Below are 21,936 nucleotides of genomic sequence, written 5' to 3'. Positions count from 1 at the left end.
ACAGGGCTTGACGTTCCTAACCCCTATCGCCCATAGCCCTCATCAAATTTCGCTTTTTCCCGATAGGACCGGACAAAATGGGTTTCAAATGCGGCATCGTTGGCTTGCCCAATGTCGGCAAGTCGACGCTCTTCAACGCGCTGACGAGGACGGCCGCCGCGCAGGCCGCCAACTATCCCTTCTGCACCATAGAACCGAACACCGGCGAGGTGGCGGTGCCTGATCCGCGCCTGCAGAAGATCGCCGAGGTCGCCAAATCGAAGGAGGTCATCCCGACGCGCATCTCCTTCGTCGACATTGCCGGCCTGGTGCGCGGCGCCTCCAAGGGCGAAGGGCTGGGCAACCAGTTCCTCGCCAACATCCGCGAGGTCGATGCCATCGTGCATGTGCTGCGCTGCTTCGAGGATGACGACATCACCCATGTCGAGGGCCGCATCGACCCTGTCGCCGACGCCGAGACGGTCGAGACCGAGCTGATGCTCGCCGACCTCGACAGCATCGAGCGCCGCATCGTCCAGATCCGCAAGCGCGCGGGCAGCAAGGACAAGGAAGCGACGACCATATTGCCGATGATGGAGGCGGCACTCGAGCTGCTGCAGGCCGGCAAGCCGACCCGCATACTGCTCAAGGGGATTTCGGCGGAGGACCTGCGCATCCTGCAGGGCCTGAACCTCTTGACCTCGCATCCCGTGCTCTATGTCTGCAACGTCGCCGAGGTCGATGCCGCGACCGGCAACGAGCACACCAGGGCCGTGGAGAAGATGGCCACCGCGCAGGGCGCCGGCACCGTGGTGATCTCGGCCGCGATCGAGGCCGAAGTCGCCCAGCTCTCGGACGAGGAAGAGATGGAGTTCCTGTCCTCGCTTGGGCTCGACGAGCCTGGCCTGAACAAGGTCATCCGCGCCGGCTACGACCTGTTGCATCTGATCACCTATTTCACCGCCGGTCCGAAGGAAACGCGCGCCTGGACCATCCACAAGGGCGACAAGGCCCCACAGGCCGCCGGCGTCATCCACACCGACTTCGAACGCGGCTTCATCCGCGCCCAGACCATCGCCTACAACGACTTCGTCACGCTGGGCGGCGAAGTGGCGGCCAAGGAAGCCGGCAAGGCACGCGACGAAGGCAAGGAATACGTCGTCCAGGACGGCGACGTCATGATGTTCAAGTTCAACACGTGAGCCGAGACGACACTCCACCACTTAGAAATGCGAATGCAGGGTTTTGTCCAAAGTGTCGTCTGTGAAATTGGTAATATTCGATTGTGACGGCGTGCTGGTGAACAGCGAGGAGATATATCAAGCAGCCGAACTTGAGTATCTGGCATCGGCAGGGCTCATTTTCGAATCGGACGTTTATAAACAGACCTTTATGGGATTATCTCCCACTACGTGGCAGGCAAAGCTCGAAGCAATTGGCCAGGAGCGAGCTAAGCCACTCTCTCCGCGCTTTTTTGAGCAGTTGGCTGACTACACTAGCCAACGCTTGCAGAAATATTTGGCGGCCTTGCCGGGCGCACAGAATGTAATCAACCGGCTCTCCGCGTCGCGATGTGTGGCATCGAGCACACCACTCGCCAGGTTGCATTGGAAACTCGAAGTTACTGGCCTTATCGACCTTTTCGATCCTTATATCTTTTCGTCAGACATGGTCGCCAACGGAAAGCCGGAACCAGACCTGTTTTTGCACGCGGCAGATACGATGGGTGTTCATCCAGATGAATGCGTCGTGATCGAGGATAGTGTGAACGGCGTCTTGGCGGGCAAGGCAGCGGGTATGCGCGTCATCGGATTTACCGCCGGCAATCATTGCACCGGAAGTCATGGCGTTGCCCTATCGCGACATGGTGCGGATTGCCTCGTTGGAGCATACGCAGACCTGGAGGTCGCGCTGGCCGATATCTAGCGGGCCCGATCGCGCCGGCTGGCTCAGCAGAAAGGGCTTGACCAAACCGCCCGCGGCCTGCATCCGAGTTTTCCGATCCAAAGGGATCGCGCATTCTACAACCGGATTTGCAGACCATGACCGGAAAGACATGGGCGTATGAGGACTTCGTCGAAGGGGCCAAGTTCGACCTCGGCACCAAACAGGTGAGCGCGGCCGAGATCGTCGAGTTCGCCAGCGAATTCGACGCCCAGCCGATGCATCTCGACGAGGAGGCCGGCAAGGCCAGCATCCTCGGTGGCCTCTCGGCTTCGGGTTGGCACACCTGCGCCATGTTCATGCGCATGCTGTGCGATGCCTTCCTGCTGGACTCCACCTGTCAGGGCGCGCCCGGCGTCGATCAGGTCAAATGGAAGAAGCCGGTGCTCGCCGGCGATACGCTGCGGGGCAACCTCGTGGTTCTGGCCAGGCGCCTGTCGAAGTCGAAGCCGCAACTCGGCTTCGTGACCATGCGCAGCGAACTCGTCAACCAGCGCGGCGAAAGCGTCTTCGAGCTGGAGAACTCCGTCATGTTCCTGACGCGCGATGCCGCGGGGAATGCGTCATGACGCTGGATGAATTCTTCCGCATCGGCACGACCGTCACACTCGGTTCGCACACTTTCGAACCTGAGGCGATCAAGGCGTTCGCCCGCAAATACGACCCGCAGATTTTTCATATCGACGAGGAGGCGGCGAGGAAGAGCGTGCTCGGCGGGCTCTGCGCTTCCGGCTGGCACACCGCGGCCATCTGGATGAAGCTGAACCTGGAGACCCGCCTGGACGCCGAAGGCTGGGACGGCCCGGTGCCCGAATTCGGCCCCTCGCCCGGATTCAAGAACCTGAAATGGCTGAAGCCCGTCTACGCCGGGCAAACCATCACCTTCACCCGCACGGCGCTTTCCCACCGCCCCATCGCGTCCCGCCCCGGCTGGCGGTTGCTGGCGCTGCTCTGCGAGGCCTCCGATTCGACCGGCGGCAAGGTGCTGGAATTCGAAAGTGCGGTGCTGGTGAGGGTTGGGTAGCGCAGGCGCTTCTTCCTTCTCCCCATGTGGGAGAAGGTGGATTGCCGCGCAGCGGCAAGACGGATGAGGGGTGTTCCAGCGGAGTGGGGCCTTGGCGTTCCCTGGAACACCCCTCATCCGACCTCGCTTCGCGAGGCCACCTTCTCCCACAGGGGGAGAAGGAAGAAATGCTCAATGCCCCTCGAAGCCGATCAGCGTCCGCACCGGCACGCCGAGCGCTTCGAGCTTCGCGCGCCCGCCCAGATCCGGCAGGTCGATGACAAAGCAGGCGGCGAGAATATCCGCCCCGATCTGGCGCAGCAGCCTGACCGCCGCTTCCGCCGTGCCGCCGGTGGCGATCAGATCGTCGACCAGGATCACCTTCTCGCCGGGCGCGACGCCGTCCTTGTGCATTTCCATCTCGTCCAGCCCGTATTCCAGGCTGTAGGCGACGCGCACGGTCTCATAAGGCAGCTTGCCCTTCTTGCGGATCGGTACGAAGCCGGCCGAGAGCTGGTGAGCGACGGCGCCGCCCAGGATAAAGCCGCGCGCTTCGATGCCGGCGATCTTGTCGATCTTCTGCCCGGCATAGGGATGCACCAACTCGTCGATGGCGCGGCGGAAAGCGCGTGCGTTGCCGAGCAGCGTGGTGATGTCGCGAAACAGGATGCCGGGCCTCGGATAGTCCGGGATGGTGCGGATCGACGCCAGCAGCGTGTCTTCGAGCGAGGATTTCATGAAGCAGCTCCGGATGATCCAGCTGACAGAAGCGAAACGGCGCGGGGGCCGATCGTAACCCGGCGCGACCGACAACGGCTAGCGCGATGTGACGGTCGAGACAAGCGCATCCGGCAAAGGATTGCTCCGACTGGCGTAAGGATTTTCGGCCACGCGCTGCCTGTCATTCCCAGCCGCTTGCCGGCTGATCACCGGAAGCGCAGGTTCTCGCGCGATAATTGTCCGATCGAACTGCAGCCCATCAGCTTCATGCCACGCTCGATCTCGACCCGCATCTGTTCCAGCGCCCGTTCGACGCCCGGCTGGCCGGCCGCCGCCAGCGGGAACAGGTAGTATCGGCCGATGCCGACCGCCTTGGCGCCGAGCGACAGCGCCTTTAGCACATGCGTGCCGCGCTGCACGCCACCGTCCATGATGATGTCGATCTGGTCGCCGACGGCGTCCACGATCTCGGCAAGTTGGTCGAACGCCGACCGGGAGCCGTCCAGCTGACGGCCGCCATGGTTTGACAGCACGATGCCGCTGCAGCCGATCTCGACGGCGCGTTTGGCATCCTCCACCGACATGACGCCCTTGAGGCAGAACGGCCCTGACCACAGGTCGACCATCTCGGCGACATCATCCCAAGTCATCGAAGGGTCGAGCATCTCGGTGAAGTAGCGGCTGATCGACATCGTGCCGCCGCCCATGTCGACATGCTCGTCGAGCTGCGGCAGCTTGAAGCCCTCATGAGTGAAATAGTTGATTGCCCAGGCAGGCTTCAACGCGAACTGCGCCATTCCGGCAAGATTGAGCTTGAAGGGAATGGCAAAGCCGGTACGCTTGTCGCGCTCGCGATTTCCCCCGGTGATGCTGTCGACGGTCAGCATCATGACCTCGACGCCGACAGCCTTCGCCCGCTGTATCATCGCCCGGTTGAGGCCGCGATCCTTGTGGAAATAGAACTGGTAGATCTGCGGACCGCTGCCGATCTTGCGCGTTTCCTCGATGCTGACGGTGCCGAGCGATGAAACGCCGAACATTGTGCCGTACTTGGCGGAAGCCCTGGCGACCGCGCGTTCGCCGTGATGGTGGAACAGCCGCTGCAGGGCGGTCGGCGAACAGTAGAAGGGCATCGCCAGTTTCTGGCCCATGACAGTCACCGACATGTCGATCTCGCTCACCCCGCGCAGGACGTTGGGAACGAGGTCGCAGGTCTCGAAGCTTTGGGTGTTGCGGCGATAGGTGACCTCATCGTCGGCCGCGCCATCGATGTAATTGAAGATCGGCCCCGGGAGCCGCCGCTGCGCCATGCGACGGAAATCGGAAAAGTTGTGACAGTCCTGCAGCCGCATCATCGAATCCAAACGCCATATCAGGACGGCCCCTCGCAGCCGCTCATGCATTCGAATATCAATCCGGTGTCGCCGTGCCAACGGCCTAAATGCAAGCTGTGCGTTGGCGGGGCAGCAGGCATAAAAAGGGGCGCCTGGAGCCCCTTTCCATCGAAATCGACCGCTGGCGAAAGCTTACATGCCGAGATCGGAACGAAGCTCCGCCCTGGCCACTTCGTACTCGGCCTTGAAGTCATCGCGGTTGAGCAGGACCGCGGCGATGACGCTGCCGGAAATCTTGCCCATCTCGACGTCGGACGGATAGTGGATGCCGCCGACGATGCGGTTATGGGCGAACTCGGCCGCGCGCGCCATGATCTGGGCACGCCTTTCCGGAACCATGTCAGACAGGATGATGCCCATCATCGTGCCGACGGTCGCATGGCCCGACGGCCAGGAACCGGAGCTCGACAGCTTCACCACCGGCTTCACGAGGTCGCTGAGCTGGTGCGGACGCGGGCGCTTCCAGACGTCCTTCGCCGGATCGACGACGGCGCCTTCGGTCTCCACCACGCGATCGAAGAAGGCGCTGAATTTCGGCAGCTTGTCCTTGTTGAAATTCGGTCCCATGACGTCGGCGAAACGCCAGACGTTTTCCTCGGCATCGGCGATGGCGCGGGCTTCCATTTCGGGTGTGCGCGTGACTTGCATGGTCAGCACCTCGCCAAGCTCGGCCTTGGTCTCGGCCGAATCATTTGCTGGCGGCGGCGGCAGGATCATCGCCAGGTCGACGTCCTTGTTGGTGATGAAGGGCTTTGCGTCTTCGGCGCGGGCCGTGGAACCAACGACGAGCAGCAGCAGGCCTGCCGCTAGCGATGCGTATCTTTTCATGGGCGTGATCCTTTGATGAGAGCGCCGCAGGATCGCGATGTGTGGTGACGGCTATGTGACACCGCCGAGACGTGGCGGCGCAATCCACCTCAAAAGCAGAAAAGGGCGCCTCGCGGCGCCCTTTTCTTGAATTTCAGATTGCGGCATCGCTCAATGCGCGACGGCTTCCCACACCTTGCGCTTGGTCATGTAGACCAGGGCGCCGAACAGAAGCAGGAACACCAGCACGCGGAAGCCCATCTTCTTGCGGTCTTCCATGTGCGGCTCGGCCGCCCATGTCAGGAAGGCAGCCACGTCGCGGGAATACTGGTCGATGGTCTGCGGCGACCCGTCGTCATAGGTCACCTGGCCGTCGGAGAGCGGCTTGGGCATCTTCAGCGACACGGCGGACATGAAATACGGGTTGTAGTGCGTGCCTTCCGGGATGACCATTCCGGCCGGCGGCGTCTGGTCGTAGCCGGTCAGCAGCGAATGGATATAGTCGGGGCCGCCCGCGTCATACTGGGTGAAGATATCGAAGACGAACTGGGGAAAGCCGCGCTCGACGCCGCGCGCCTTGGCCAGCAGCGACATATCCGGCGGCGGCGCGCCGCCATTGGAGGCAGCGGCGGCTTCCTCATTGGCGAACGGCGCCGGGAAATGATCGGACGGCTTGCCGGGACGGTCGAACATGTCGCCGGCATCGTTGGGGCCGTCGTGGATGGTGTATTCGGCTGACAGCGTCTTGATCTGTGCGTCGCTATAGCCGAGGTCCGACAGCGTGCGGAACGCCACCAGGTTCATCGAATGGCAGGCCGAGCAGACTTCCTTGTAGACCTTCAGGCCGCGCTGCAGCTGCGCCTTGTCATAGGTGCCTAATGGGCCGGTGAAGCTCCAGCTCATTTCCTTCGGCTCGTTGATCGGGAAATGCGTCGGTGCCGCCGCGTTGTGGGCCTCTTCGGCCGCGAACGCCCAAGTGCCTGCTACTCCGGTGCCGGCGGCCACAAGGCCGATCAGCGCCAGCGAGGTGAGAATCTTCTTCATGCCAAATCCCCTTAGATTCTCTACCGCTCAGCCCTTGGTCTCAGGTGCTGCGGTGGCGCCCACCGGATGTCCGCTGCCACCCTTGTTCTTCTCCAGCACCGCCTCGGTGATCGAGTTCGGCAGCCTGCGCGGTGTCTCGATCAGACCAAGAACCGGCAGGATGATGAGGAAGAAGGCGAAGTAGAACAGCGTCGCCATCTGCGCCATGAACACATAGCTGCCTTCCGCCGGCTGCGAGCCCAGCCAGCCCAGCAGGATGGCATCGGCCACGAACAGCCAGAAGAACAGCTTGTACCAGGGCCTGTAGACCGCCGAGCGCACCTTGGACGTGTCGAGCCACGGCACCAGGAACAGCATGACGATGGCGCCGAACATGCACAGCACGCCGCCGAGCTTGGAATTGATCGGCCCGACATTGAAGGTGATGGCGCGCAGGATCGCGTAGAACGGCAGGAAGTACCATTCCGGGACGATATGGGCCGGAGTCTTCAGCGGGTTGGCGACCGTGTAGTTGTCCGGATGGCCGAGGTAGTTCGGCAGGTAGAAGACGAAATAGGCGAAGACGAACAGGAACACGATCATGCCGAACGCGTCCTTGATGGTCGCGTAGGGGGTGAAGGCGACGGTGTCGGTCTTCGATTTGACCTCGATGCCGGTCGGGTTCGACTGGCCGACGACGTGCAGCGCCCAGACGTGCAGCACCACGACGCCGGCGATCATGAACGGCAGCAGGTAATGCAGCGCGAAGAAGCGGTTCAGCGTCGGATTGTCGACGGCGAAGCCGCCGAGCAGCAGCTGCTGGATCCAGTCGCCGACCAGCGGAATGGCGCTGAAGAAGCCGGTGATGACGGTGGCGCCCCAGAAGCTCATCTGCCCCCATGGCAGCACATAGCCCATGAAGCCGGTCGCCATCATCAGAAGGTAGATGATGCAGCCGAGGATCCACAGAAGCTCGCGCGGCGCCTTGTAGGAGCCGTAATAAAGACCGCGGAAGATGTGCAGGTAGACGGCGATGAAGAAGAACGAGGCGCCGTTGGCATGCATATAGCGCAACAGCCATCCCGAATTCACGTCGCGCATGATCTTCTCGACCGAACTGAAGGCGAGATTGGTGTCGGCCGTATAGTGCATGGCCAGCACGATGCCGGTCAGGATCTGCGCCACCAGCATGATCGCCAGGATGCCGCCGAAGGTCCACATATAGTTCAGGTTGCGCGGCACCGGATAGGCGATGAAGCTGTCATAGACCATCCTGGGCAGCGGCATGCGGGCGTCGAACCAGCGTTCGATACCGGTCTTCGGCGTATAGGTCGAGTGTCCCTCGCTCATCGAAATATCCCCTGCCTCAACCGATAAGGAGTTTGGTGTCGGAAACGAACTTGAATACCGGAATCGCCATGTTCTCCGGCGCCGGGCCTTTGCGGATGCGGCCGGCAGTGTCGTATTGCGAGCCATGGCACGGGCAGAACCAGCCGCCGAAATCGCCTTCCTGGCCGAGCGGAATGCAGCCCAGATGGGTGCAGACCTGGACCATCACCATCCAGGCTTCCTTGCCGGGCGTGGTGCGGTTGGCGTCGGTCGCCGGCGCATCGGATGGCAAATTGGCGTTGCGCGCGATCGGATCCTTGAGATCGGAGAGGCTGACGGCCTCGCCGTCCTTCATTTCCTTCTCGGTGCGGTTGCGCACCACGACCGGCTTGCCGCGCCACTTGACGATCAGCGAGCTGCCAGGCGTCAGCGAAGAGACATCGACCTCGACCGAAGCGAGCGCCAGGGTCGAGGCGTCGGGGCGCATCTGGTCGATGAACGGCCAGGCGACGGCACCGGCACCGACCACGGCGGCCATGCCGGTAGCGACGTAGAGAAAATCTCGACGGTTGGGATCGTGGATGTCGGTTGCGCTCACGGGTGCCTGATCCTTTCGCCTCTTCCGCGCCGGTGGCCGAGCCTTGTCCCCGCTCAATCACGCCAACCCGACAGCGCATGGCGAACAGGCTAGCGAATTCCTCCGGCATTTGGACTTCGGTTTATGCGTGAAGCCCGTTTTTGTCCAGACGGGTGAAGGCACAAGGGCAGATTGTCGCGGGGACAAAATACCCTGTCGCCGGGCGGGACGGCCAGGCGCGGCGAAAGGCGGCTAAACAGCCGGGAAACAACCGCAAATCCGATGCCTGGCTTCGCCTCGACACGGAGCATCGGCGTGATCTATCCTTGGCCGCATGGCGCATGTCATCGATCGCGAGGAATGGGCTGTTCGTTCCAACCACTGGAAGGGCGAACTGCAATGCGGCGCCTACGGCTCGAACTCCTGCCTGATCTTCAACTACCTGCCCGACGTCGGCGGCGGCCCGCGGCTGCACGCTCATCCCTATGCGGAGATCTTCATCATCCGCCAGGGTACCGCCTTGTTCACGGTCGGCGACCAGGAAATCGAGGCCACCGCCGGTCAGATCGTCATCGTGCCGCCGCACACGCCGCACAAATTCACCAATCTCGGCCCGGGTCCGCTGGAAACGACCGACATCCACGAGAACGGCAGCTTCATAACCGAATGGCTGGAGTAATTCCTGCATAACCCTGGCGGCTTCCCGGTCGGCGCCTAGATCTACGGCATGGGAGCCAAACGCAAAGCCGCCAGGGCCAGGACATGCAAACCTCGACCATCGAAATCGAAGGGCTGAGCATTGCCCTGCGCGAGGCAGGCCCTGCAGGAGCGCCGGCTTTCCTCCTGTTGCACGGATGGCCGCAAAGCTCCTACGCCTTCGAGCGGGTGATCGGCCGGTTGGCGGCCGACTACCGGGTCGTCGCCCCTGACCTGCCCTGCATCGGCGGCTCGCAAGGCCTGCCCGGGGCTGGCGACAAGAGAACCCTGGCGAGACTGATGAGAGGCGTCGCAGAGACTTGCGGACTACGCCAGCTGTGGCCGCCGGCCATGATGTCGGCGGCCAGATCGTGTTTGCCTTGTTGAGAGACCATCCGGACATCCTTTCCGGCGCGGCGATCATGGATGTCGTCATTCCAGGCATCGCGCCGTGGGAGAAGGTCATTCGCGATCCGCGGATCTGGCACTTCGCGTTCCATGCCGTCCCGGCGTTGCCGGAAACGCTGGTCAGCGGCCATCAGAGCGCTTATTTCGACTTCTTCTTCAATGTGCTTTCGAAGGATCGAGCCTCGATCCCTGACGACGCCAGGGAAATCTACGCCAAGGCCTATTCACGGCCGGAAAGCCTCCAGGCGGGGTTCGACTGGTATCGTGCCTTTCCCGAGGATGCCAAGGTCAATGCCGCGCGGCCCGCGAAACCGATTGCGGTTCCGGTGCTGTATCTGAGGGGTGCGGCCGAGTCCGGCGCCATCGGCGACTATGTCGATGGCCTGCGCGCAGCCGGGCTCTCAAATGTCGAGGGCGACATCATAGCCGGCAGCGGACACTTCGTTGCCGATGAAAATCCCGAAGCGCTTGCCGCCCGCCTGGCGCGCTTCCACAGGGAAATCAGCGCGGCAAGCTCCAACTCTACATGGCGCCAAGCCTGACCAGCACGGCTTTCGGGATGTTGTATTCGCGGATTACGGCGTCATGCTTGCGAAAGCCGCACAATTCGCGCTGGATGAAATAGCCATGCACCGCGGCGGCGGCCTCCTTGAGCAGACGGGGGCGCAACTTGTCGTCGCCATTGTCACGCAGCCGGGCCAAGGTTTCTTCCACGCGCCGTCCCGCGCGACCGAGTGCCGCCGCCTTCTCGGCGAGGATTTCATGGCCAAGGGCGTCGAAGGCCGCGTCGGCGGCCGACGCGCCGGCAAGATGAGATGGCGGACGCAAGGACATTTCAGTTCTCCTTCCCGAGCACCATGCGGTGGGTGACGAAGTCTTCGCCTTCCACGCGCTGAAAACCAAGCCGTTCATAAAAACCGGAGGCTTCCGGCGGCGCGCGGGTGTTCAACACAGCGAAATATTGGCCGGCCTGGCCGATCACGGTCTCGACCAGCATGCGGCCAAGGCCGTTGCGGCGGTGGCGCGCACTGACAAACAGGTGCCGGACCCGGCCCTGGTCCCTGCCCTCGAAGTAGGGATCGATGTTCAGCCCGCACACGCCAGCGAGTTCCCGGCCATGCCACATCCCGAACAGTCCCTCGCCCCGCTTCAGGAACTTGTTGCGACCGCTTGCCCAGCCATCGCCCAGGCGCACCAGCATCCAGTAGCCTTCCAGCCGGCTCTCTTCCTTCAACGCGTCGAAGGCCGCCACGGTTGGTCGCAAACGCTTGAGGACATAGCCGATTTCTGGGCCGATCTCTGGGCCGACCTCTGGCGATCCACCCATGCGCCTACTCCGCCGGCCGCGTCTCTTCCAGCACGCTTTCCTCGTGATAGAGGAAGCCGCCGGACTGGCGCTTCCACAGCCGGGCATAGAGCCCGTCGAGCGCCACCAGTTCGTCATGCGTGCCTTGCTCGACGATGCGGCCGCCGTCGAGTACCACAAGGCGATCCAAGGCCGCGATCGTCGACAGCCGGTGCGCGATGGCGATCACGGTCTTGTTCTCCATCAGCCGCGTCAGATTCTCCTGGATCGCCGCCTCGATGTCGGAATCGAGCGCCGACGTCGCCTCGTCAAGAATCAGGATCGGCGCATCCTTGAGGAAGACGCGGGCGATCGCCACGCGCTGGCGCTGGCCGCCCGACAGTTTGACGCCGCGCTCGCCGACGAAGGCCTCGTAGCCCTGGCGATCCCTGTTGTCGCGCAAGGTCAGGATGAATTCATGGGCCTCGGCCTTCCTGGCCGCCGCGATCACCTGCGCGTCGGTCGCATCGGGCATGCCGAGCTTGATGTTGTCGCGCAGCGACCGATGAAACAGAGCGGTGTCCTGGCTGACGACGCCGATATTGGCGCGCAGCGAATTCTGCGTCACACCGGAGACGTCCTGGCCGTCGATCGTGATCCGGCCGCTTTCGAGATCGTAGAGGCGCAGGATCAGGTTGGCCAGCGTCGTCTTGCCGGCGCCCGATGGCCCGACCAGCCCGACCTTCTCGCCCGGCTTGACGACAAGGTCGATGCCGTTCAGCACGCCAAACCCCTTGCCGTAGTGGAATTCGACATTCTTCACGTCGATGCGTCCGCCCGTCAGCACCAGCTCTTTCGCGCCCGGTGCGTCGGTCAGGCCGAGCGGCTGCGAGATCAGCGCCTTGGAGTTCTCCAGCACGCCAAGGTTTCGCAAGATACCGTTCATCTGCATCATCAGCCGGCCGAGCAGCATGTTGAGGCGCAGCACCAGCGACAGCGTGAAGGCGACGGCGCCGACGGTGATCGAGCCCTCGACCCAGAGATAGACGGCAAAGCAGCCGATCGCCGTGATCATGATGCCCGACAGCGTCGTCAACGCCATGCGCACGCCGGTCAACCGGCGGGTGAAGGGACGCAATGCGTCGAGATAGATGTCGAAGCCGTTCCTGATGTAGCGGTCGTCTCCGTCGGCCGCGAACAGTTTCAGTGTCTGTACATTGGAATAGGAATCGACGATGCGGCCATTGATCATCGAGCCCGCCTCGGCCGTCGCTTCGGCGTGCTTGCGGATAGCCGGCAGATAGCGCTTGGCCAGAAATCCGAAGGCGGTGATCCAGATCACCACCAGCACCGCGAGCCTGAGGTCGAGCCCCGCGACCAGCGCCAGCGTCGTCACCGTATAGACGATCATGAACCAGACGACCTCGATGAAGCTTTCCATCAGGTCGCCGGTCGCCTGCCCGGCCTGCCAGACTTTCGTCGCGATCCGGCCGGCGAAATCGTTCTGGAAGAAGGCATAGGACTGGCGCGAGACGTGCCGGTGCGCCTGCCAGCGCACCAGATTGTAGAAGCCGGGCGTGATCGTCTGTTCGTCGACCAGCGCCGACAGCCCGACGACCACGGTGCGGATGACCAGCACCACCGCGACCATGAACATAAGTTCGGGGCCGGCGGCGGTCCACAGCGCGTGCCAGCTCCGCTCGCCGGGCAACTGGTCGAGAATATCGACCAGCCGTCCGACGAAATAGAACAGGCCGGCCTCGACCAGCGGCGCGATGCCGCCGATGACCAGCATGGCGAAGAAGGCGAACTTCGCCTGCCCGACATAGTGCCGGAGGAAGCCGGCGACGCTGGCCGGTGGCCGAAGGTTCGCCGGCTCCCTGAACGGGTAGACCCAGGTCTCGAACCAGCGGTAGACGGCTGTCATCATGCGGCGGCCATCATTCTGCGGCTTGCCCCTTCACAACTGCGTCGTTGGCGGCGTCGACCGGGCCGTCTTCGAGCAGGAATCCACCCGACTGGCGCTGCCAGAGCTGCGCGTAGAGCCCGCCTCCGGCGATCAGTTCCTCGTGCGAACCCTCCTCGATGACGCGGCCCTGGTCCATCACGACGAGCCTGTCCATCGCCGCGATGGTCGACAGCCGGTGCGCGATGGCGATGACGGTCTTGCCCTGCATAAGCCTGTAGAGATTCTCCTGGATGGCGGCTTCCGCCTCGGAATCGAGCGCCGACGTCGCCTCGTCAAGGATAAGTATGGGCGCGTCCTTCAACATAACGCGAGCAATGGCGATGCGTTGCCGCTGGCCGCCGGACAGTTTGACGCCACGGTCGCCGACATAGGCATCGAAGCCCTGGCGGCCGCTATGGTCCGAAAGCGCCGATATGAAATCAAGCGCCTCTGCCCGCCGCGCCGCCTCGACAAGCATGTCGTCGCTGGCATCGGGCCGGCCATAAAGGATGTTCTCGCGCACCGAACGATGGAGCAGCGAGGTGTCCTGTGTGACCATGCCGATCTGGGCGCGCAGCGAATCCTGCTTCACGCCGGCGATCTCCTGGCCGTCGATCAGGATCCGGCCGGACTCCAGATCGTAGAAGCGCAAGAGGAGATTGACCAGCGTCGACTTGCCGGCACCCGAGCGTCCGACAATGCCGACCTTTTCGCCCGGCTTCACCGTCAGCGACAGGTTTTCGATGACGCCCTTCTGCTTGCCGTAGTGGAAGCGGATGTCCTCGAAGCGGATATCGCCTTTGGAAACGCTGATCTCCTTGGCATCCGGCCTGTCCTCGACGAGGCGCGGCAGCGAAATGGAGGCAATGCCATCCTGCACCGTGCCGATATTCTCGAACAGGCCCGACATTTCCCACATGATCCACTGCGACATGCCCCACATCCGGAGCACCAGGCCGATGACCACTGCGACCGCGCCGATCGTCACCGCTTGCCCCATCCACAGCCACAGCGAGATGGCGGTGACCGAGAACAGCAGCAGCGCGTTCAGTATGTAGAGCGAGCCGAACAGCACCGTCACCAGCCGCATGGACCGGTAGACCGTGTCGAGGAAGCCCATCATGCCTTCCCTGGCGAAGGCGGCCTCGCGGCGCGAATGGGAAAACAGCTTGACCGTCTGGATGTTGGTGTAGCTGTCGACGACGCGGCCGGTCATGGTCGAGCGCGCATTGGCCTGCTCCTCGCCGACCTTGCCCAGGCGCGGGATGAAAAAGCGCAGCAACAGGATGTAGCCGACCAGCCAGACGCCGAGCGGCGCCGCCAGCCGCCAGTCGGCCGAACCGACGATCAACAGCATGCCGAGGAAATAGACGATGACGTAGTTCAGGACGTCGATCACCTTGATGACGCATTCGCGCACGGCGAGCGCGGTCTGCATCAGCTTGGTGGCGATGCGGCCGGCGAATTCGTCCTGATAGAAGCTCATCGATTGCTTGAGCAGGTAGCGATGCACCTGCCAACGGATGCGCATGGGATAGTTGCCCATCAGCGTCTGCTGGTTGAGCAGCGAATGCAGCCAAACCGTGCCGGGCAGCGCAAACAAGACGATGAAGGCCATGCCGGCGAGCTTCCAGCCCTCCGTCTGCAGGAAGGTCTCGCGGTTCTGCCCCGACAGCCAGTCGACAATGCGGCCGAGGAAGCCGAACATCCACACTTCCGCGATGGCGATGGCCGCCACCAGCACCGCATCGACAAGGATATAGGGCCATGCCCCGCGTGTATAATGCAGGCAGAAGGCAACCAGCGTCTTGGGCGGCTCGACCGGTTCCGCGGCCGGGAACGGATCGAGCCTTCTTTCAAACCAGCTAAACAACAACATAGGGCATGCCTGTAAAATCTGTTTTCCGCTTACGCGGCTTGGCGACGTACAAAGTCCTCGGACCGCATGGCATCGAGGGCCGACGCTCCGGAATCATCCGGAGCGTCGGCCCTGCTTCGCGCTATATAGGGGCTCGCCGGCTTTTCGCCGACAGGCACCTTTGTCGATCCTGACGACACGGTGCCACCAGTCCGGTTCTTCGCGCCCGGCCGGATCAGCCGGACGATCCGGCGCACCAGCGACGGCCGGCTCGGATCGGGAACCGCGTGCGAGAAATCGACATCCGGCAGCATGCCGCGATGCGGACGCCGGCGCACTTCGGCATGAACCGCCGACGAATAGGTCTCGCCGATCAGCAGCGCCCAGGTCGGCAGCCGGTGGATATGCAGGCTCCTCGAGCCCGGTATTCTGTAGGGATCGAACATCGGTCCGTCCTCCGTGTGAAAATAGAGATGAAAAGGATGATCGACATCGTGCCGCGGGATCGGCGGCGGATCAGTCGGGACGCGTTGGGACGGGGCCATCGGCCCCTTCGGCAGCTTGAAAAACATCGCAGGATTCCTTCGAAGACCAGGGTATGGTTTCGGCGGAAATCGGTGCGGAAGTGTCTAAAAGATCAGGAGAAACGTCGTACCGAAACCGCCAGGGCGCAAGTAAGCCCACGGGTGGGGCGCTGGATGTACATGGCCATCATGAATTACCCCTCCATCGGTTCGGGTTGACAATGCTGGTCGTATACTCGACTTCGCAGAAAATGGCCACCCGCAGGTCCAGGAATTTCCAAAACCGCGAAGCAGCTGTGGCCGATCTGCCACTTATTAGAAGGACGCGAAAGTGAACCGTGGTCTCCGCATCGCGCTCTACCAGCCTGACATCGCCGGCAATACCGGGACAATCCTGCGCTTCGCCGCGTGTCTCGGGCTTGGCGTCGACATCATCGAGCCGGCCGGCTTTCCGCTCTCCGACAAGGCGCTCAGGCGCGCCGGCATGGACTACCTCGAGATGGCTGCCCTGACCCGGCATGTCGACTGGCACGCCTTCGAGGAGTGGCGCAAGGCGCGCGCGGATCGGCTGGTGCTGCTGTCGACCAAGGCTACGACCCCCTACACCGACTTCAGCTTCACCGGCCGCGACATCCTCCTGTTTGGCCGCGAATCCGCGGGCGTGCCGGATCCAGTCCATCAAGCGGCGGATGTTCGGCTGACCATCCCGATGCTGCCCACCGCGCGCAGCCTCAACGTCGCCCTTTCCGTGGCCATGGTGGCGGGCGAAGCCATCCGGCAGCTCGGCTAGGGGACCGGCGGCAGCGCGGTCCGCGGTGATTTTTGCCCAGGCGCACATCCGCCTTCTCCTTCGTTTGCACATCCAGGCTTTCTTGGCTACAAGCTCAACTTAACTTGAGGTCAAGAGGAAAATCGAGAGATGGCACCAGCGCTGGAATTGACGGTCGGCCAGGTGGCCGCGCGTAGCGGTGTGGCGGTGTCGGCGCTGCATTTCTATGAAGCCCGCGGGCTGATCCGCAGCCACCGCACGTCAGGCAACCAGCGCCGCTACGGCCGCGACGTGCTGCGGCGGGTGGCGATCATCAAGGTGGCGCAGGAGGTCGGCATCTCGCTGGCCGAGATCGGTGAGGCATTGGCATCCCTGCCCGAGGGCCGGACTCCGACACGCGACGACTGGAACCTTTTGTCGACAGCCTGGCGCGACGGGCTCGATCACAAGATCGCCCAGTTGAAGAAACTGCGCGACGGGCTGACCGACTGCATCGGCTGCGGCTGCATGTCGATCGACAAATGTCCGCTGCGCAACAAGGAGGATCGGCTGGCCCGGGAGGGAACTGGCGCGCGGCGGCTGGTTCTTCCTTCTTCCCGTGCACGGGGAGAAGGTGCCTGAAAGGCGGATGAGGGGCAGCGCCAGCACTCGAAGGTTCGCGCCGCCCCTCACCTGCCTACCGGCATCCTCTCCCCGCAAACGGGGCGAGGAAATCCTAATCCGCCGCCGGCAGCCGTCTTATCGTAAACTCGATCAAATCCCCCGGGCGCTCGAACCAGCTTTCGATCTCGGTCCAGTAGGCCTGCTTGGGGAAGCGTTCGAACCATTCCTTGGCCTTGAGGCGGGCATCCGAGCGCGGCAGGACGAAGGTCTCGCGCAGGAAACCGTCGCGCGGCATGCGCGCGCGCTCGGCCCGGCTTTGGTCGAGCCTTTTCTTCAGTCCATCCAGCGGCGGTCTTGCCGGGGTGCGCACGAAACAACTCCTTGCACCTGGCGCATGACCCGAAATCGGAATCGAGGTTCGGAAAGGATCATGCGCGAAACCAAAGTGACTTGACCCTGTCCCTTAAGAGATTAGGGATCGCGCCCGGAAAAGACGAGTCTTTTGTCGACTCACCGCCCCGCAACCGGAGACGGCACTTGGAACGACCTGAAATACCGGCGGGGCTGCCCGCCGACATCGAAGAAAAGAAGATGAAGGCCCGGCTTTGGTTCGAGGCGCTGCGCGAGCGCATCTGCGCCACCTTCGAGCAGATCGAGCAGGATCTCGGCGGGCCGCTGGCTTCGTGGTCGCCGGGCCGTTTCGAAAAAACGCCGTGGGAGCGCGATCAGGGCAAGGGCGGCGGCGGCACCATGTCGATGATGCATGGACGTGTCTTCGAGAAGGTCGGCGTCCACACTTCGACCGTTTATGGCGAGTTCTCGCCCGAATTCAGGAAGCAGATGCCTGGCGCCGAGGAAGACCCGCGTTTCTGGGCATCGGGCATTTCGCTGATCGCGCACCCGTGGAACCCGAACGTTCCGGCCGTGCACATGAACACGCGCATGGTCGTCACATCCAGGCATTGGTTCGGCGGCGGCGCCGACCTGACGCCGGTGCTCGACCGCCGCCGCACGCAGGACGATCCCGACACGACAGCCTTCCACCGTGCCATGCAGTTCGCTTGCGAGAAGAACGCCGGCGTCGCCGACTATCCGAAGTTCAAGGCCTGGTGCGACGAGTACTTTTTCCTGCCGCACCGCAATGAGCCGCGCGGCACCGGCGGCATCTTCTTCGACTGGCTGCATTCGGCGGAGGAGAAGGGCGGCTGGAACGCCGATTTCAATTTCGTCCAGGACGTCGGACGTTCGTTCCTCGTCGTCTACGGCCATTTGGTGCGCGCCAACTTCAACGAGAACTGGACCGATGGCGACCGCGACGAACAGCTCATCCGCCGCGGCCGCTATGTCGAATTCAACCTTCTTCACGATCGTGGCACCATCTTCGGGCTGAAGACCGGCGGCAATGTCGCCTCGATCCTGTCCAGCCTGCCGCCGGAGGTGCGCTGGCCGTAACAAGATGGTGAGCGCGACGTGAAGCCGCATTGATGTCCCATTTGTCGAAAATGGGCGCGGAATGTGACGCCAGGAATATCTTTTTCGTCTAATATCCATCTGAAAAAATTGGGTTATTTGTCGCATTTGGGTCGGGAAGCGCCGGTGGTTTGCCTGAGGGCAATTCCAGGAAATGCAACCGCTTTCCCTTCGGAATTGCGTCGGAACAAGGCGGGCCGCGACTCGACGCGACCGGACGGCCCAAAGACGATGCGGATCATCTTCGTGAAAAAGGATGCCCGCTCTTCCAGGAGTATCAGCATGAGAAAGATCATTGTTTCCGCCGCCGCGGCCGCCCTTCTTGCTTCCGGTTCGGTGGCGTTCGCCGCCGTCAAGCATACCACCGGAACGGTCAAGACCTTCGATACGGCGTCCAAGAGCCTGGTTCTCGACAATGGATCGTCTTTTACGCTTCCCGAGACTTTCAAGGATCCTGGCCTGAAGGTCGGCGAGAAGGTCAGAATTTCGTGGGACATGAGCGGCAAGAACAAGGTTGCCGAGGCAGTCAAGATCGTGAAGTGATGGCCTGCCCGCAGGGCTAGCGTAAAGAGGGCGGAGCAGCGCTGCTCCGCCTTTTCACCGTTGACCGCAACCAATACCACCCCATCTGTGTTATGGTCTTCACCCTGCCCGTGGTCCGGTTCCGAGGCCGCACAGCGGGCCAAGAAGATGCGGAGCTCCGGCCTGTCCCTGCAGGGCAGTCGATCCGGCTCCATGGAGGAAGAGGAGAAATCCCATGAAGCAGTTCCACTGCGGATCGCTGGTTCCCGGCTGCGACTGGCACACCCGTGCCGACGAGGAAGCCGAGGTCATGCGCCGTGCCGTCGAGCATATGCGCGAAACGCATGGCGAGACGATCATCCGCGAGACGATGATCGAGGCTATCCGCTCCCGAATTGAGAAGGCCCGCGACGCGGCCTGACTCGTCTCAGCTTTCAAGGGCCTGCGCGGCGCGTTCGAGCAGCGCGTCGCGATCAGGCGCAAATCCCGCTTCGATCCATTCCGCCTCGATGTTTTTCAGGATTTCGCCGAGCTTCGGCCCTGGCGTTGCGCCGAGCGCGGTCAGATCGGCGCCCCGTAGCGGAAATTCGGGCCTTTCCCATTTGAGCGCAAAGGCAAGCAGGCGCGAAAAGCCGCCCGCTTGAAGCAATGCATTATTGTCCTCGACAGCGCGCATCCGCGCCGCGGCAAGCGCAAGCCGCAAGCGATCGACAAACCCTTGCCGGTCGCCGCGATAGAGTTTTTTCGCCAGTTCGCCCTCGGTCGTCTTCGGCTCGATGGCCGTGGAGAGCGCCCAGTGGAGCATGCGGTCGGCTTCGGCGGTCGAGAACCTGAGCCTCTCGGCCAGCGTCTTCATGCGTGCTGCATCCGGCGGCACGATTGCCTCCAGCCGCAGCATCGGATCCACCGCCCAGCTCAGGTCCTTCTCGGCCTTGGTCAACCCGTGAATCGCATCGATGCCCCATTTCTCGCTTTCCGACAGCGCGGCGGTCAGGACACCGGCCTGCCGCATCCAGAGCAGCGCCCGCGAGGGATCGGGCGCCGACAAAAGCTTCTTCAGTTCGGACCAGATGCGTTCCGCCGAGAGTTGGCCGAGGCCCTCCTTCAGCCGGGCGCAGGCCTTCAGTCCCTCGGCGTCCGGCCGGCCATCGCCATACCAGGCAAAGAAACGGAAGAAGCGCAGGATGCGCAGATAATCCTCGCGGATGCGGGCCTCCGGATCGCCGATGAAGCGCAGCCGGCGCGCCTCGATGTCGGCAATGCCGCCGACAAGGTCGACAACCCGTCCGTCGGCCTCCGCGTAGAGCGCGTTGATGGTGAAATCGCGCCTCTCGGCGTCGAGCTTCCAGTCGCGTCCGAACGACACCTTGGCGCGGCGGCCATCGGTCTCCACATCGGCGCGCAAGGTGGTGATTTCGTAGGGTTTGCCGCCGGCGACCACCGTGATGGTGCCGTGCTCGACACCGGTCGGCACCGCCTTGAAGCCTTCCGCCACGGCGCGGCGAATGGTTTCCTGCGGCAGGCAAGAGGTGGCGATGTCGATGTCGGTGACAGGCTGGCCCATCAGCACGTTGCGCACGGCGCCGCCGGCGATGCGTGCCTCTTCACCGCCTTCGGTAAGCACGCCCAGCAGGCGCTGCAAATGCTTGTCGGAGAGCCAGTCGGCCCTGCCCGCGATCGAAACACTCACGCATAGAGCCTTTCATAGAGCGTACGGATGATACCGGCGGTGACGCCCCAGATGCGCCGGTCGCCATAGGGCATGTCGTAGAAGAACCATTCGAGATCGTTCCACATGCGGCTGTCGCGCTTGTGATTGGCGGTGTCCATCAGGAAGCGCAGCGGCACTTCGAAGGCGGCATCGACCTCGTCGACGTTCAAAGCCAATTGGAAACCCGGCCGCACGATGCCGAGCACCGGCGCGATGCGATAGCCGCTGCCGGCAACGTAATCGGGCATGCGGCCGATGATCTCGATGCGATCCGGGGTAAGGCCGATCTCCTCGAAGGTCTCGCGCAGCGCCGCCGCCTCCGGGCTCGCGTCGGTCGCGTCGATCGTGCCGCCCGGGAAAGCCACTTGGCCGGAATGGTTGCGCAGCTTCTCGGCCCGTTTGGTCAGGAGAACCGTCGCCTCGCCGTCATGGTCGACCACCGGGATCAACACCGCCGCGTTGCGGAGCGGCTTGCCTGGGTTGAGGCGCGGGTGGCCGGGATTGAAGCGGTGATCGCCATAGTCGTCGCCGGCATGCGCGTCCGGCTGCGCGGCAAAGCGCGCGCGAAAATCCGCCGATGAGAACGGTGCCGGCGACACCTGGTCCATCATGCGCTCAACCGCTCCAACTGATCCGCCGGCATGATCGGAAACACGGCGTTCTTCGAGCGCACCGAAAACATCGCCCTGCCGTCGATCTCGATCTCCTCGCCGTGCCCGACCAGTTCGTACATGACCGGCCGCGCCACCAGCGCCTCCAGCCTGCCGCGCACCAGCAGATAGGGCTTCAAGCCGCCGGTCTCGTTCTCGTCGACGAAGCGCAGCGGCCGCTCCGGTCCGGCCTCGACCACGTCGCCGACATTGGTGCGGAAGGTGATGACCTGATCCTCGCCTTCGCCCGAAACATCCATCTCGACGGCGATGAATGGCGCATCGGCGACGCGGATGCCGACCTTTTCCACCGGCGTCACCAGATAGGTCCTGCCGTCGGCATCCTTGCGCAGCACGGAGGAGAAAAGCTGCACCAGCGGCATGCGGCCGATCGGCGTGCCCAGGTAGAACCAGGTGCCGTCGGCCTTGATCTCCATGTCGAGATCGCCGCAAAAGTCGGGATTCCAGCGCTCGACCGGCGCCGCGCCCTTGCCGGCACGGGCCGCGCGCGAGATCAGCGCCTCGAGGCCTCGAGCCTCGGTGGCCTGCGTAAGGCTTTGTTGGCGATGTTCGTGGTGTTCCGTCATCGTCACGAAATAGTCACTGTTGTTCCGCTTGTCAGCCTAAGTCTGTGATTTAAGTTCAACCGTAGGCGCTCCGCGAGGCCGAATCGCGGCAGTCTATGGTATGGTGCGGACCAGTATTTCCAAACCATG

Annotated in this window: 27 protein-coding genes; 12 read left to right on the top strand and 15 right to left on the bottom strand. The window is 63.0% G+C overall.

Annotated elements, in window-relative coordinates:
- The first annotated feature begins 77 nt into the window (after nt 1-77).
- The 4 genes from ychF to O7A70_RS07095 all read left to right on the top strand — a co-directional run bounded on the left by ychF (nt 78) and on the right by O7A70_RS07095 (nt 2,947).
- Nucleotides 78-1,181 carry a redox-regulated ATPase YchF gene (gene ychF, locus O7A70_RS07110; RefSeq protein WP_337139750.1) on the top strand — a complete coding sequence of 368 codons (1,104 nt, stop codon included), beginning with the start codon at nt 78-80 and terminating at the stop codon, nt 1,179-1,181.
- A gap of 52 nt (nt 1,182-1,233) precedes the next feature.
- Nucleotides 1,234-1,905 carry an HAD family hydrolase gene (locus O7A70_RS07105; RefSeq protein WP_337140202.1) on the top strand — a complete coding sequence of 224 codons (672 nt, stop codon included), beginning with the start codon at nt 1,234-1,236 and terminating at the stop codon, nt 1,903-1,905.
- A gap of 116 nt (nt 1,906-2,021) precedes the next feature.
- On the top strand, nt 2,022-2,492 hold the full coding sequence (locus O7A70_RS07100; RefSeq protein ID WP_337130853.1) for a MaoC family dehydratase: 471 nt from the start codon (nt 2,022-2,024) through the stop codon (nt 2,490-2,492).
- Nucleotides 2,489-2,947: a MaoC family dehydratase gene (locus O7A70_RS07095; protein ID WP_337139749.1), complete on the top strand. Its 459-nt coding sequence runs from the start codon at nt 2,489-2,491 to the stop codon at nt 2,945-2,947. The genes O7A70_RS07100 and O7A70_RS07095 overlap by 4 nt, the downstream gene beginning before the upstream one ends.
- Before the next feature lie 171 nt (nt 2,948-3,118).
- On the opposite strand, the gene O7A70_RS07090 is transcribed toward O7A70_RS07095, so the two are convergent.
- From O7A70_RS07090 to petA, 6 genes are all read right to left on the bottom strand, one after another.
- Entirely contained in the window at nt 3,119-3,664 is a 546-nt protein-coding gene (locus O7A70_RS07090) for an adenine phosphoribosyltransferase (RefSeq protein WP_337139748.1), read from the bottom strand.
- A gap of 188 nt (nt 3,665-3,852) precedes the next feature.
- Nucleotides 3,853-4,998 (bottom strand): alpha-hydroxy acid oxidase, encoded by a 1,146-nt coding sequence (locus O7A70_RS07085; RefSeq protein WP_337139747.1) that lies wholly within the window; start codon nt 4,996-4,998, stop codon nt 3,853-3,855.
- A 174-nt stretch (nt 4,999-5,172) separates the two neighbouring features.
- Nucleotides 5,173-5,868: an acid phosphatase gene (locus tag O7A70_RS07080; protein ID WP_337139746.1), complete on the bottom strand. Its 696-nt coding sequence runs from the start codon at nt 5,866-5,868 to the stop codon at nt 5,173-5,175.
- 150 nt (nt 5,869-6,018) lie between these two features.
- Entirely contained in the window at nt 6,019-6,891 is an 873-nt protein-coding gene (locus tag O7A70_RS07075; RefSeq protein ID WP_337139745.1) for a cytochrome c1, read from the bottom strand.
- Between the two features lie 27 nt (nt 6,892-6,918).
- Nucleotides 6,919-8,220, bottom strand: a complete 1,302-nt coding sequence (locus O7A70_RS07070; RefSeq protein ID WP_337139744.1) for a cytochrome b — start codon at nt 8,218-8,220, stop codon at nt 6,919-6,921.
- A gap of 16 nt (nt 8,221-8,236) precedes the next feature.
- Nucleotides 8,237-8,797 (bottom strand): ubiquinol-cytochrome c reductase iron-sulfur subunit, encoded by a 561-nt coding sequence (petA, locus tag O7A70_RS07065; RefSeq protein ID WP_015316073.1) that lies wholly within the window; start codon nt 8,795-8,797, stop codon nt 8,237-8,239.
- 313 nt (nt 8,798-9,110) lie between these two features.
- Here petA and O7A70_RS07060 point away from each other — a divergent pair, with 313 nt between their 5' ends.
- The 3 genes from O7A70_RS07060 to O7A70_RS07050 all read left to right on the top strand — a co-directional run bounded on the left by O7A70_RS07060 (nt 9,111) and on the right by O7A70_RS07050 (nt 10,422).
- Complete coding sequence (locus O7A70_RS07060) at nt 9,111-9,455, top strand: cupin domain-containing protein (RefSeq protein WP_027143369.1); 345 nt, start codon at nt 9,111-9,113, stop codon at nt 9,453-9,455.
- Between the two features lie 83 nt (nt 9,456-9,538).
- Nucleotides 9,539-9,859, top strand: a complete 321-nt coding sequence (locus O7A70_RS07055; RefSeq protein ID WP_337139743.1) for an alpha/beta fold hydrolase — start codon at nt 9,539-9,541, stop codon at nt 9,857-9,859.
- Nucleotides 9,811-10,422 carry an alpha/beta fold hydrolase gene (locus O7A70_RS07050; protein ID WP_337139742.1) on the top strand — a complete coding sequence of 204 codons (612 nt, stop codon included), beginning with the start codon at nt 9,811-9,813 and terminating at the stop codon, nt 10,420-10,422. The genes O7A70_RS07055 and O7A70_RS07050 overlap by 49 nt, the downstream gene beginning before the upstream one ends.
- Here the strand turns inward: O7A70_RS07050 and O7A70_RS07045 are convergent.
- The 5 genes from O7A70_RS07045 to O7A70_RS07025 are packed head-to-tail and all read right to left on the bottom strand — an operon-like array spanning nt 10,403 to nt 15,543.
- Nucleotides 10,403-10,714, bottom strand: coding sequence for a DUF6665 family protein (locus O7A70_RS07045; RefSeq protein ID WP_337139741.1), 312 nt, complete (start codon nt 10,712-10,714; stop codon nt 10,403-10,405). The two genes, O7A70_RS07050 and O7A70_RS07045, sit on opposite strands and share 20 nt — an antisense overlap.
- Nucleotide 10,715: 1 nt before the next feature.
- On the bottom strand, nt 10,716-11,207 hold the full coding sequence (locus O7A70_RS07040) for a GNAT family N-acetyltransferase (RefSeq protein ID WP_337139740.1): 492 nt from the start codon (nt 11,205-11,207) through the stop codon (nt 10,716-10,718).
- Between the two features lie 4 nt (nt 11,208-11,211).
- A complete protein-coding gene (locus tag O7A70_RS07035) occupies nt 11,212-13,095 on the bottom strand; it encodes an ABC transporter ATP-binding protein (RefSeq protein WP_337139739.1) in 1,884 nt (627 codons plus the stop codon).
- 10 nt (nt 13,096-13,105) lie between these two features.
- A complete protein-coding gene (locus O7A70_RS07030) occupies nt 13,106-14,992 on the bottom strand; it encodes an ABC transporter ATP-binding protein (RefSeq protein ID WP_337139738.1) in 1,887 nt (628 codons plus the stop codon).
- A 29-nt stretch (nt 14,993-15,021) separates the two neighbouring features.
- Nucleotides 15,022-15,543 carry a hypothetical protein gene (locus O7A70_RS07025; RefSeq protein ID WP_337139737.1) on the bottom strand — a complete coding sequence of 174 codons (522 nt, stop codon included), beginning with the start codon at nt 15,541-15,543 and terminating at the stop codon, nt 15,022-15,024.
- A gap of 283 nt (nt 15,544-15,826) precedes the next feature.
- Here O7A70_RS07025 and O7A70_RS07020 point away from each other — a divergent pair, with 283 nt between their 5' ends.
- Nucleotides 15,827-16,285, top strand: a complete 459-nt coding sequence (locus O7A70_RS07020; protein ID WP_337139736.1) for a tRNA (cytidine(34)-2'-O)-methyltransferase — start codon at nt 15,827-15,829, stop codon at nt 16,283-16,285.
- Between the two features lie 129 nt (nt 16,286-16,414).
- The gene (soxR, locus tag O7A70_RS07015; protein ID WP_337139735.1) at nt 16,415-16,885 is read left to right on the top strand and encodes a redox-sensitive transcriptional activator SoxR; all 471 of its coding nucleotides are present in this window, start codon (nt 16,415-16,417) and stop codon (nt 16,883-16,885) included.
- A 94-nt stretch (nt 16,886-16,979) separates the two neighbouring features.
- Here soxR and O7A70_RS07010 read toward each other — a convergent pair whose 3' ends face one another.
- Nucleotides 16,980-17,237: a hypothetical protein gene (locus tag O7A70_RS07010; RefSeq protein ID WP_023770299.1), complete on the bottom strand. Its 258-nt coding sequence runs from the start codon at nt 17,235-17,237 to the stop codon at nt 16,980-16,982.
- 167 nt (nt 17,238-17,404) lie between these two features.
- Here O7A70_RS07010 and hemF point away from each other — a divergent pair, with 167 nt between their 5' ends.
- The 3 genes from hemF to O7A70_RS06995 all read left to right on the top strand — a co-directional run bounded on the left by hemF (nt 17,405) and on the right by O7A70_RS06995 (nt 19,280).
- Entirely contained in the window at nt 17,405-18,319 is a 915-nt protein-coding gene (gene hemF, locus O7A70_RS07005) for an oxygen-dependent coproporphyrinogen oxidase (protein WP_337139734.1), read from the top strand.
- A gap of 300 nt (nt 18,320-18,619) precedes the next feature.
- Nucleotides 18,620-18,880, top strand: a complete 261-nt coding sequence (locus O7A70_RS07000; RefSeq protein WP_337130839.1) for a DUF1344 domain-containing protein — start codon at nt 18,620-18,622, stop codon at nt 18,878-18,880.
- Between the two features lie 214 nt (nt 18,881-19,094).
- Nucleotides 19,095-19,280 (top strand): DUF1059 domain-containing protein, encoded by a 186-nt coding sequence (locus O7A70_RS06995; protein ID WP_027143380.1) that lies wholly within the window; start codon nt 19,095-19,097, stop codon nt 19,278-19,280.
- Nucleotides 19,281-19,286: 6 nt separating this feature from the next.
- Here the strand turns inward: O7A70_RS06995 and O7A70_RS06990 are convergent, their stop codons facing one another.
- Genes O7A70_RS06990 through O7A70_RS06980 form a run of 3 tightly spaced genes read right to left on the bottom strand, consistent with a single transcriptional unit; the run spans nt 19,287 to nt 21,807 of the window.
- Nucleotides 19,287-20,549, bottom strand: coding sequence for a CCA tRNA nucleotidyltransferase (locus O7A70_RS06990; RefSeq protein ID WP_337139733.1), 1,263 nt, complete (start codon nt 20,547-20,549; stop codon nt 19,287-19,289).
- A complete protein-coding gene (locus O7A70_RS06985) occupies nt 20,546-21,178 on the bottom strand; it encodes a CoA pyrophosphatase (RefSeq protein WP_337140201.1) in 633 nt (210 codons plus the stop codon). Before O7A70_RS06985 ends, O7A70_RS06990 begins: the two co-directional genes overlap by 4 nt.
- Nucleotides 21,178-21,807 carry a DUF1285 domain-containing protein gene (locus O7A70_RS06980; RefSeq protein ID WP_027143385.1) on the bottom strand — a complete coding sequence of 210 codons (630 nt, stop codon included), beginning with the start codon at nt 21,805-21,807 and terminating at the stop codon, nt 21,178-21,180. Before O7A70_RS06980 ends, O7A70_RS06985 begins: the two co-directional genes overlap by 1 nt.
- Nucleotides 21,808-21,936 lie beyond the last annotated feature (129 nt).

The organism is Mesorhizobium sp. Cs1299R1N1 (assembly GCF_037179655.1).
In the GTDB taxonomy this organism is placed as follows: Bacteria; Pseudomonadota; Alphaproteobacteria; order Rhizobiales; family Rhizobiaceae; genus Mesorhizobium; species Mesorhizobium salmacidum.
Note: the sequence above shows the minus strand (reverse complement) of the source record. Positions and strands in the feature narration are given on the sequence as shown.